Source organism: Streptomyces sp. T39 (assembly GCF_008042045.1).
GTDB lineage: Bacteria > Actinomycetota > Actinomycetes > Streptomycetales > Streptomycetaceae > Streptomyces.
The window spans coordinates 2,823,127-2,833,891 of the sequence record NZ_RDBP01000012.1; the positions used below are offsets into that span (position 1 = coordinate 2,823,127).

Annotated in this window: 7 protein-coding genes; 5 read left to right on the forward strand and 2 right to left on the reverse strand. The window is 73.1% G+C overall.

Annotation, left to right across the window (positions count from 1 at the left end; translation table 11 throughout):
* Positions 1 to 404: 404 nt before the first annotated feature.
* Both EAO77_RS13830 and EAO77_RS13835 read left to right on the forward strand, forming a co-directional pair.
* Entirely contained in the window at positions 405 to 1,907 is a 1,503-nt protein-coding gene (locus EAO77_RS13830) for a hypothetical protein (protein WP_261993894.1), read from the forward strand.
* A gap of 46 nt (positions 1,908 to 1,953) precedes the next feature.
* Positions 1,954 to 3,147, forward strand: coding sequence for a S8 family peptidase (locus EAO77_RS13835; RefSeq protein WP_147988290.1), 1,194 nt, complete (start codon positions 1,954 to 1,956; stop codon positions 3,145 to 3,147).
* 165 nt (positions 3,148 to 3,312) lie between these two features.
* On the opposite strand, the gene EAO77_RS13840 is transcribed toward EAO77_RS13835, so the two are convergent.
* A complete protein-coding gene (locus tag EAO77_RS13840) occupies positions 3,313 to 3,921 on the reverse strand; it encodes a YceI family protein (protein ID WP_147988291.1) in 609 nt (202 codons plus the stop codon).
* Positions 3,922 to 4,184: 263 nt separating this feature from the next.
* On the opposite strand from EAO77_RS13840, the gene EAO77_RS13845 reads away from it, so the two are divergent.
* Positions 4,185 to 4,718, forward strand: a complete 534-nt coding sequence (locus EAO77_RS13845; protein ID WP_147988292.1) for a hypothetical protein — start codon at positions 4,185 to 4,187, stop codon at positions 4,716 to 4,718.
* A gap of 102 nt (positions 4,719 to 4,820) precedes the next feature.
* Here the strand turns inward: EAO77_RS13845 and EAO77_RS13850 are convergent, their stop codons facing one another.
* The gene (locus tag EAO77_RS13850) at positions 4,821 to 6,047 is read right to left on the reverse strand and encodes a glycoside hydrolase family 64 protein (RefSeq protein ID WP_147988293.1); all 1,227 of its coding nucleotides are present in this window, start codon (positions 6,045 to 6,047) and stop codon (positions 4,821 to 4,823) included.
* A gap of 231 nt (positions 6,048 to 6,278) precedes the next feature.
* Between EAO77_RS13850 and EAO77_RS13855 the strand changes: the two genes are divergently transcribed.
* Together EAO77_RS13855 and EAO77_RS39985 are read left to right on the forward strand one after the other, a co-directional pair.
* On the forward strand, positions 6,279 to 10,121 hold the full coding sequence (locus EAO77_RS13855; protein ID WP_147988294.1) for an endo-alpha-N-acetylgalactosaminidase family protein: 3,843 nt from the start codon (positions 6,279 to 6,281) through the stop codon (positions 10,119 to 10,121).
* A 275-nt stretch (positions 10,122 to 10,396) separates the two neighbouring features.
* Positions 10,397 to 10,765: carboxyl transferase domain-containing protein (locus tag EAO77_RS39985; protein WP_315986092.1), on the forward strand; the 369-nt coding region annotated here is incomplete at its 3' end.

Here is a 10,765-nt window from a genome sequence, read left to right on the forward strand (position 1 = left end):
TTCCGCCCGTCCGGCGTTCGAGGACACCGCGCGCAGCGGGGTGCCGCACCCCCGGCTCGCACCCGCCGGGCGTCCGGGGCCGCGACGATCGCCTTCTGCGTGGCCCGTCCCGGCGTCTTCCGCCCGTCCGGCGTTCGAGGACACCGCGCGCAGCGGGGTGCCGCACCCCCGGCTCGCACCCGCCGGGCGTCCGGGGCCGCGACGATCGCCTTCTGCGTGGCCCGTCCCGGCGTCTTCAGCCCGTCCGGCGTTCGAGGACACCGCGCGCAGCGGGGTGCCGCACCCCCGGCTCGCACCCGCCGGGCGTCCCGGGCCACGACACCCGCCCCGCCCCGCCCCCGGCGTACCGCCGGCATTCTCACCCTTTCTGCCCCCTTTTGTTGCCGTTCAGGTAGCGTCGACATATGAGGATTCGGCCGCTCACCCTGGTGTCGGCCCTCGCGGGGCTGACGATCGCACTGCTTCTGGCCCTGGCGCCGGCCTCGTCCGCCGCCCGGGCCCCGGGACTGTCCGACGCCGCCGCTGCCCTGAAGCAGGGGCCGGTGTACGTCCATCCGTCCATGACCGACGAGATCTCCCGGGCGGACGCGCAGTCGCTCGCCGCGCAGATCGAGGAGGCCGACAAGCCGGTCCTCGTCGCCGTGCTGCCGGCCACCGACGCCTTCCCGCCCGACACCCTCCTCGCCGACCTGCGCGCGCAGACCGGGATCACCGGGCTCTACGCCGTCCGTCTCGGCGACGGATTCGACGCGGCGGCGGACGCCTCCGTGATGCCGAACCGCGCGGTCGACGACCTCGTCGCCTCCGTGAAGGGCGGCGGCCCCGTCGACGCCGCCACCCAGCTCGACAACTTCGTCGACCAGGCCCTGCCCCGGACCTCCGGGTCGGCCCCCTCCTCGTGGGCCGCGGGGCAGGACGGTCCCGGTCCCGGTGCCGGGGGCGCGGGCTTCCTGATCACCGTCGGGGCTCTGGCCGCGGCCGGCGGGATCGCCGCGTTCACGGTCGGGCGGACGCGGCGCCGCCGCAAGGCCGCCGAGGACCGGGCCAACCTCGACCGGCTGCGGGTCGTCGTCGACGAGGACATCACCGCGTTCGGCGAGGAGCTCGACCGGCTGGACTTCCACCCGTCCGAGAAGGGTGCCGACGACGCGATGCGGTCCGACTACGAGCGCGCGCTCGACGCGTACGACGCCGCCAAGACCCGGATGGACCGTGCCGCACGGCCCGGCGACGTGCGCGCGGTGACCGAGGCGCTGGAGGACGGCCGCTGGTCCCTCGCGTCCCTCGCGGCCCGCCGCTCCGGCCGGCCCGTGCCCGAGCGCCGCGCCCCCTGCTTCTTCGACCCGCGGCACGGCCCCTCGGTCGCGGACGTGTCCTGGTCGCCCACCTCGGGCACGGCCCGCGAGGTCCCCGTCTGCGCGGCCGACAAAGCCCGCGTCGAGGGGGGTGGCGAGCCGGACGCCCGTACCGTCGACACCGACTCCGGCCGTCGCCCCTACTGGGAGGCGGGCCCGGCCTACGGCCCCTGGGCGGGCGGCTACTTCGGCGGCGGGCTGCTGCCGGGACTGCTGATGGGCACCATGCTCGGCCACATGCTCGCCACCCCGGCCTACGCCGCCGACTACGGCGGCGGGGACTACGGCGGCGGTGACTTCTCCGGCTCGGACTTCTCCGGGTCCGACTACGGCGGCTCCGACTACGGAGGCGGCGGCGGTTTCGGCGGCGGCGACATGGGGGGCGGCGCCAGGGCCAGAAGCAGTGCGATCGTCAGCCCCGCGAGGGCCGACACCAGGGTGAGCGGCCGAATCCTCATATGTCGACGCTACCTGAACCGCACTCCGCCCCCGGCCGGCCCGCGGCCCCGCACCGCGCGTGTACACCAACCGTGGGGACGCGATTCGAAATAGCTACCGAGAGTAGTAATCACTTACGCTGCGTGCTTGTCTCGTGCGCATGCGCAACAGAACCAGGCTCAGCGCCTGTGCCGCGGCCGCTGCCGCGATGCTCGTGTCCACCGGTCTCACGACCGCCTCCGCGACCGCCGACCCGGCCCCCACCCGGGCCACGCCGGCACCCCTCTACCGGTCGAGTGCGCCGGTCGAGGGCCAGTACATCGTCTCCCTCGCCCCGGGCGCCGCCGACGCCGCGACGCTGGCGAAGCAGATGGGGCTGAAGTCCCTCTTCACCTACTCGTCCGTGATCAGCGGCTTCGCCGCCAAGCTGACGCCTGAGCAGCTGAACACCGTCCGCTCCACCGCCGGTGTGGCCGCGGTCGAGCAGGACGCCGTGGTCACCGCCGTCGGCTCGCCGCGGCCCGGGCGGGCGCCGGCCGCCTCCTGGGGGATCGACCGGATCGACCAGACCGCCCTGCCGCTCGACCAGGAGTTCACGGTGAGCGGCACCGGCGCGGGCACCACCGGGTACATCCTCGACACCGGCATCGAGTACGGCCACAGCGAGTTCGGCGGCCGTGCGCGCTACGGGTACGACGCCGTCGGCGACGGACGGGCCGGGGCCGACTGCAACGGCCACGGCACCCATGTCGCGGGCACGGTCGGCGGTGCCACGTACGGTGTGGCGCGCCAGGCGGACCTGGTCAGCGTCCGGGTGCTCGACTGCGAGGGCAGCGGCACCTGGTCCGGCGTCATGGCCGGCCTCGACTGGATCGCCCTGGAGGCCGACCAGCCCGCCGTGATGAACGCCTCGCTCGGCGGCGCGTACTCGCGCATGGTGAACGACGCGCTCGACCGGGTCGCGGCCAGCGGGGTCGTGCCGGTCGTGGCGGCGGGCAACGACGACGTCGACGCCTGCGACGTCTCCCCGGCCTCGGCTCCGCGTGCCTTCACCGTCGGGGCGAGCGACACGCAGGACCGGGAGGCGAGTTTCTCCAACCACGGTGAGTGCCTCGCGATCTACGCACCGGGCACCGCGATCGTCTCGGCGAAGCTGGGCGGCGGCAGCGTCGCGCACAACGGCACGTCGATGGCCGCGCCGCATGTGGCCGGTGTCGCTCTGCTCGCCCGCCAGGCCGCCCCGGCGGCCGGTGCCGAGGCGATCGAGAGCTGGCTGCTGGACGCCTCGGTCAAGGACTCCCTGACGGTCGACTTCGGCTCGCCGAACCGCCTGGTGAACACCGGGGGACTGTGACCGCGTACATGACGCGGACGCACGAGCGCCCGCCGTGCCGGAAGCCGGCAGGGCGGGCGCGCTCGTGGGGCGGGGTGCCGCGGGGTGGACCGCGGCGGCCGGTACGCGGCAGGGGCCGTGTGTCGCCGGCGGCCCGGTGCGGCCGGGCAGGGCATCCGGCCGGGATCAGGCGGCGGCCTTGATCGCGGAGATGTCGAAGGTCAGCTTGACCTTGTCGCTCACCATGACGCCGCCGGCCTCCAGCGCGGCGTTCCAGGTCAGGCCCCAGTCGGAGCGCAGGATCTCGGTGCCGCCCTCGAAGCCCACGCGCTCGTTGCCGTAGACGTCGGTGGCCGAGCCCTGGAACTCCAGGTCGATCGCGAGCGGTCGGGTGACGTCCTTGATCGTCAGGTCGCCGGTGATGCGGTAGGCCTCGCCGCCGAGCTGCTCGATGCGGGTGGAGCGGAAGGTCATCTTCGGGAACGTCTCGGCGTCGAAGAAGTCGGCGCTGCGCAGGTGGCCGTCGCGGTCGGCGATGCCGGTGTCGACGGACGCGATGTCCACGTCGATCGAGGCGGTGGAGTTCGCCGGCCGGGTGCCGTCCAGCTTCAGGGTGCCCTCGTGGGAGCCGAAGGTGCCGCGGACGTTGGTGACCATCGCGTGGCGCACGGTGAACCCGATGCTGCTGTGGGCGGGGTCGATCGTGTACTCGCCGGTCAGGGCGGCGAGCGCGGGGTCGACCTGCGCGGGCAGCGTGGCGACGGCGGTGTCGGACTTGCGGCTGAAGATGCCCATGACGTGCTCCTCGGGGACGGCCGCCGAGGGGTCCCGGCGGGTGCGGTGAAAGCTTGTTTAAGCTTCAACGAAATCGACTCTAACGCCATTCCGTTCAACTTTCAACTTTCGGTCCGGGGGGGAGTTCGGGGGATTCACCGCAAGGATGTGTCCGACCTCTGGCGGACGCGCGTAGAACTCGGGCACCATCTGACTGCTCCACCTGCACTGCCGTCCCACCCCTCACAGGTTCACCACGGTCATCAGCAGGAGGGAATCCCCCCATGGAAGCCCGTACGACAGCAGGCCCCAGGGTCCGGTCCGTCGTCACCGCTCTCGCGCTCGTCCTCGGCGCCCTGTTCGCGCCCGGGTTCGGCGTGTTCGGCGCCGCGACCGACGCCCACGCCGCCACCAAGATCAGCCACGCCACCGCGACCTCGATGTTCCGCTCCTCGGGCATCACCTGGTCGTCGTCGGGCGGCTGCTCCGACCGCAACAACCCGACGTGCACCTCCTTCACGCAGCTCAACCTCGCCAGCGCACAGGGGGCCCAGACCCTCAAGAGCGCCAGCGGCTGCGCGCTCAACATCACCGGCGGCACGGAGACGGGCCACGCCGGCGGAACCTACTCGCACTGGAACGGCTACAAGCTGGACTACAGCAAGGGCACGTGCGTCGGGAACTACATCAAGAACACCTTCGCCTACATCGGTGTCCGCGGCGACGGCGCCCCGCAGTGGAAGTCCGGCTCCGGCAACATCTACGCGGACGAGGGCAACCACTGGGACGTGACCTACTACAACTGCGGCGGCTGCTGACGGGCCCCGCGCGCACGACGAAGGGCGCCCGTCCCCCCGGAACGGGCGCCCTTCGTCGTGCTGCGGCCCCGGGGCGCCGGAGAACCCGGCGCCCCGGCCCGGTCAGGAACCGACGCTCACCGTGAAGCGCCGCGGGTTGCCGTCGTGCGCGGCGCCCGAGACGTCCGGCTGCCCGTCCGGGCGGACGTCGTCGTACGGGAAGGCGTAGCCGATCGGGGAGTTGGCGTGGACGATCCGTGACCAGTGGTTGGTGGCCGGGTCGCGGTAGTAGTCGGCCGCGGTCGCGCCGTTCGGCTGGTCGGGGTGGGTGAGCAGGGTGCTCCGGTTGAACGCGGCCGCGATCCGGGCGAGCAGCGCCTTCTTGTCGTCGGAGTCCGACGGGTTGTTGGTGAACGGCCCGTGGTTGCAGGTGAAGACGTCCCGCGAGACGGGCTTGGGAAAGGTGTGGCCGCCGGGGAACGTCAGGGTGTCGCCGCTGACCCGGCCGGCCAGCACGCCCCGTCCGCCCTGGAGGTCGACCCGCAGGTCGGTCGACCGGTACTTCTCCCAGACGCGGTCGATGTACCCGCTGAAGGCGTCCCGGAAGGGCATCTCGGCGGGGCGGTCGAAGTACGGCGCCATCAGCACCTGCGGGGAGATGGCCCGCAGCACCCTCCCGTCGCCGCCCCGGATCACCAGCCTGTCCCACGGCTGGCCGTCCCGTGCCGCCTGGGCGGCGAGGTCGGAGGCGATCCGCTCCAGCGCGCCGTCGGGCAGCGGGGCGACCGTGTGGGTGGCGTCGCCGGTGAGGGTGAGGCCGATGGGCAGCGCGGTGACCAGGTCGACGTAGCTGATGTTGGCGAAGAGCTGCTGCGCGTTGAAGGTGAACTCGCAGAACGACCAGATGCGGCCGTAGTTGGGGTCCGCGGGCGTGGCGAACGCCGGTTCCACCAGGGACGGGCCCGGGTTCACGAAGAAGTCCAGCTTCGCGTCGCGCACGAAGTACACCCGTGCGCCGAACATCCGCGGCAGCGTGAGCACCACCGGACCGGCGCCGGCGGGCTTCAGCGGGATCGCGCAGTCGACCGCCGGCGGGGTCATGGGGGCGGACGGGTTGGCCGGCTTGTAGACCCCGCCGTCGGGGCGCAGCATGACCCAGTCGCCGGTGCCGTCCTCGTGCCCGGTGACGTACGCGTGGACGGTGCCGGGCAGGGAGCGGTTCTCCAGGGCCAGCTCACAGGTGGCCGGCGCGGCGTCCGCCCGCGGGCTGAGAGCGCTTCCCCAGGCGGGGTAGGTGAGGGCGCCGGCGGTCGCGGCGGCGCCGGTGAGGAAGAGACGTCGGGATATCACGAGTCGACTCCTGGTGCTGTGGGGGGAGTTGTGTGGGGAGCGCCCACTCTCGCGAGGGCGGGCGCTCACGTCAAGAGTTATGACTGAGAGCGCTCTCAGAAATCTCCCCGGCTTCACAAGTCGACGGCTCGGCACCCCACTTGGACGGAACGGACGGGGTTGTTGGACTGCCGGGGCCCTGCGCGTCCACCGTCGTTGACGCCCCCGGAACCCGGCACTACCCAGGTCCCCATGCCTCGTAGACTCCGTGCGGCGTGCGCGCTCGCCGCCGCTTCCAGTGCCGTGTTCGCCCTGGCCGGGCCCGCCTCACCGGCCACGGCCCGCACCGAGGGCCCCGCCGCGGTGAGCCCCGCGGACGCCGGGCCCCTCATCACCTCCGCCGCGCTCTCGGTGCGCGTCGCCGACGACTTCCCGAGGGTGCTCGCGTACACCGACCGCGCGAGCGGCGCCACCCTGCTCGGCAGCACCCGGCCGGTCACCGCGGTCACCCTCAACGGCACGGCGTACCCGGTACGGCTCACCGGCGCACCCCGCACCACGCCCTCTGCCGCGCACTACACCCTCGGCTTCGACGCCCTTCCGGGCGTGGAGATCGACGCCACCCTCTCGGTCCGCGGACGTGCCGTGACGTTCGCGGTGACCGCGGTCCGCGACACCGCGGCGTTCCGGGTGGGCACCGTCGACGTACCCGGACACGACCTGGTGTCGGTCGGCAGCACCGAGGAGGGCGCGGCCACCGCCTTCACCCGGCTCGACCCGGACTCCACCCGCACCGCCGACGTCTTCGCCGCCGTCACCGCCGGCACCCCGGCCGACGCCGCCCCCGTCGGCGCCTCGTACGCCATCGTCAGCACCGCCTCGCTCGCCGCCGCCGTCGAGTCGAACTCCTCGTACGACAGGCCCAGCGGGCCGACCGGCGGCGACGACGCCCGCTTCTGGCACCAGGCGCGCAAGGCGGCGGACGGCTCCGTGCGCGTCGGCGTCTCCTCCGGACAGTGGACCTACCGCGGCGACGGAGCGCCCGCACCGGAGAGCGGAGACGACCTGCCCTGGGCGAAGGTCGTCGTCACCCCCGACGCCAACGGCGACGAACGGGTGGACTGGCAGGACGGCGCGGTGGCCTTCCGCTCCATCGGTGTCACCGCACCCGGCAGCGAGGGCACCGCGGACCGGGTGATCACCCACATCCCCTTCAACTTCGCCAGCCAGGCCACCCACCCCTTCCTGCGCACCCTCGACGACGTGAAGCGCATCTCGCTGGCCACCGACGGCCTCGGACAGCTCGCCGTCCTCAAGGGCTACGGCTCCGAGGGCCACGACTCCGCCCACCCCGACTACGGCGGCAACTACAACAAGCGCGCGGGCGGCCTCGCCGACCTCAACAAGCTGCTCGCGGCCGGGGAGAAGTGGGGCGCGGAGTTCGGCGTCCACGTCAACGCCACCGAGTCCTACGCGGAGGCCCGCGCCTTCGACGAGGAGCTCGTCGACCGCACGAAGCCCGGCTGGAACTGGCTGGGCCAGAGCTACTACATCGACCAGCGCCGCGACCTCAACAGCGGAGATCTCGCCCGCCGCTTCCAGCAGCTGCGCGACGAGACCCACCCCAATCTGAACTTCCTCTACATCGACGTCTACTACACCCACGGCTGGATCGCCGACAAGACGATCCAGGCCGTACGGAAGCAGGGCTGGACCGTCGGCACCGAGTGGGCGGACAAGTTCGAACGCGCCTCGCTCTGGTCCCACTGGGCCAACGACCTCGACTACGGCGGCGCCACCAACAAGGGCCTCAACTCGCAGATCATCCGCTTCATCCGCAACGGCGAGAAGGACGTCTGGAACGACCACCCGGTGCTCGGCCAGAGTGCCCTGGAGGACTTCGAGGGCTGGACCGGCGAGAACGACTGGAACGCCTTCTACGACAACGTCTGGCGGCGCGACCTGCCCGCCAAGTACCTCCAGCAGGAGCGGATCACCCGCTGGAACGGCAACGACATCACCTTCACCGGCGGCCTGCGCGGCACCGTCGAGGACGGCCGCCGCACCTTCTACGACCACGGCCGCAAGGTGCTCGACGGCGACCGCTATCTGCTCCCCTGGGACGGCGGCACGAAGCTGTACCACTACAACAAGGCCGGTGGCACGACCAGCTGGGAGGTCGGGGGGAGCCGTTCCTGGACCGTCCACCGGCTCACCGACAACGGACGCGTCAAGGCCGCCACCGTACGTCCCGTCGGCGGACGGATCACCCTGACCGCCGAGGCGGGTCAGCCCTACGTCCTCCACCCCTCGCCCGCGCCCGAGCCGCGCGAGCCGCGCTGGGGCGAGGGCGGGCCCGTCGCCGACCCCGGCTTCAACGACGCCGCGCTCCGCGACTGGACCACCCGGGGCACCGTGGCACGCGACACCGACGACCACGGCCGCAACAGCGCCGCACTGACCGGCGGCGCCGCCGCCTCCGTCACCCAGCGGATCACCAGGCTGACCCCCGGCAGGCGCTACACCGCCTCCGCCTGGATCGAAGTCGAGCCGGGGAGCTCACGCCGCACCACGCTGTCCGTGGCCGGGCGGTCCGTCTCCGTGGAACGCTCCACCGTCCGCAACACGATCGCCGCCTCCGACTGGCACGGCACCCGTTTCCAGCGCGCCGCGGTGGCGTTCACCGCACCCGGGCGCACCGCGGCCCTGACGATCGCCGCGGAGGCGGGGAGCCCCGCCCGGGTACGCCTCGACGACGTGCGCGTGGTGGCCGGGGCGCCCCTGCCGAAGGCGGGCACGGTCGTCCACGAGGACTTCGAGGCCGTCGACCAGGGCTGGGGCCCCTTCCTCAAGGGCGATGCGGGCGGCGTCAACGACCCCCGTACGCACATCGCCCGGCTGCACGCCCCGTACACCCAGGCCGGGTGGAACGGGAAGGCGATCGACGACGTGCTCGGCGGCGAGGAGTCCCTCAAGTCCCACGAGGAGAACGCCGGCCTCGTCTACCGCACCGCACCCTGGACCGTGCCCATGGAGGACGGGCACAGCTACCGGGTCGAGTACGCCTACCAGTCGAGCCACGCGGACGCCTACGAGTGGGTCACCGGCTACGACCGGGCCTCGGGTGACGCCGTGGAGCGGATCCGGACCGCCCTTCCGGCCCGGCGGACCACCGGGCACTTCTCCCAGACCGTCACCGCGGGCTGCGGCGACACCTGGACGGGGCTGCGCAAGCGCGCCGGCGCCCCCGACGGCGCGGACTTCGTGATGGACGGCTTCACCGTCACCGACCTCGGCCCCGCGGCCGGCCGGGCCGCCTGCGGCACTCTGTCCGTCACCGCCGCCGAGACCCTGGAGCCGGGCCGCCCGAACCCCGTCCGGGCGGTGTTCGCCAACGACGAGACGAGCGAGGCCCGTGACGTCGCCGTCGCCCTCACGCTGCCCGACGGCTGGACGGCGGCCCCCGACGGCCCGGTCGCCTTCGCCTCCGTCGCCCCCGGGGCGGAGGTCACCGCCGTCTGGCAGGTGACCCCGCCCGCCGACGCGCCCTACCGTGCCCACCCCGTCGGGGCCGCGGCCGCGTACACGGTCGGCGGCGCGGCGCGCGAGCTGACGGCCGCGGCCTCGGTGCGCACGCTGCCGCCCGCGCCCGCCACCGACACCTGGGCGAGCGACCACGACTGGGTGTCGGCCGAGAACGGCTGGGGGCCCGTCGAGCGCGATCTGTCCAACGGGGGCACCGGCGCGGGCGACGGAACGCCGCTGCGGATCGGGGGAGTGGCGCACGAGAAGGGCATCGGCGCGCACGCGCCCTCCCGCATCCGCTACTACCTGGGCGGCCGGTGCACGTCCTTCACCGCCCACGTCGGCGTGGACGACGCCCAGCCCACCCGGGGCAGCGTGCGCTTCTCGGTGCTGGCGGACGGAAACGAGAGGGCGGCGTCGCCGGTGCTGAAGGCCGCCGACGCCGCCTGGTCCCTGACCGCCGACGTGACAGGGGCCCGCTACGTCGAGCTGGTCGCCGGCGACGGCGGCGACGGGAACGGCAACGACCATGCCGACTGGGGCTCCGCCCGCTTCCACTGCGGCGGCTGAAACCGCCTGCCGGCGCCCCCGGCCGCGCCCCCGTCCGCCGCCGGCGGAGGGGGGCGCGGTCCCTGCGCGTAACCCGGCCGGCCCACGCATGACATCCTGCTGTGAGCGGCCTCTCATCTTCCCGCGTTGTGGGACTCGCACAATCCACGGCCGTCGTGAGCTGGTGGTTGGCGCTCGACGCGGAATGGTTCTGTTGAAGCCCGACAGGAGAACGGTCGCGAGACTGTACGGAGTCAACGGCACGGTTTACGTGGTCGGCTCCTTAGGGTCGATGCATGACCGTTTTGGACCAGACCACCAGCAGCGAGCCGGCCGACGCACGTGGCCGGGTGGCCGAGCTGCATGCCCTGCGGGAGCAGGCGGAGCGCGGCCCGAGCGACCGGGCGACCGAGGCGCAGCACGCGAAGGGCAAGCTGACGGCGCGTGAGCGGATCGCGCTGCTGCTGGACGAGGGTTCGTTCCGTGAGGTCGAGCAGTTGCGGCGGCATCGTGCGTCGGGGTTCGGTCTGGAGGCGAAGAAGCCGTACACGGACGGTGTGGTGACCGGCTGGGGCACGGTGGAGGGCCGGACGGTCTTCGTGTACGCGCATGATTTCCGGATCTTCGGCGGTGCGCTGGGCGAGGCCCATGCGACGAAGATCCAC

What these genes read in the sequence shown, in the direction of transcription:
- EAO77_RS13835 (WP_147988290.1), top strand. Translation starts at nt 1,954, where the DNA reads ATGCGCAACAGAACCAGGCTCAGCGCCTGTGCCGCGGCCGCTGCCGCG.
- EAO77_RS13855 (WP_147988294.1), top strand. Translation starts at nt 6,279, where the DNA reads ATGCCTCGTAGACTCCGTGCGGCGTGCGCGCTCGCCGCCGCTTCCAGT.
- EAO77_RS13830 (WP_261993894.1), top strand. Translation starts at nt 405, where the DNA reads ATGAGGATTCGGCCGCTCACCCTGGTGTCGGCCCTCGCGGGGCTGACG.
- EAO77_RS13845 (WP_147988292.1), top strand. Translation starts at nt 4,185, where the DNA reads ATGGAAGCCCGTACGACAGCAGGCCCCAGGGTCCGGTCCGTCGTCACC.
- EAO77_RS13840 (WP_147988291.1), bottom strand. Translation starts at nt 3,921, where the DNA reads ATGGGCATCTTCAGCCGCAAGTCCGACACCGCCGTCGCCACGCTGCCC.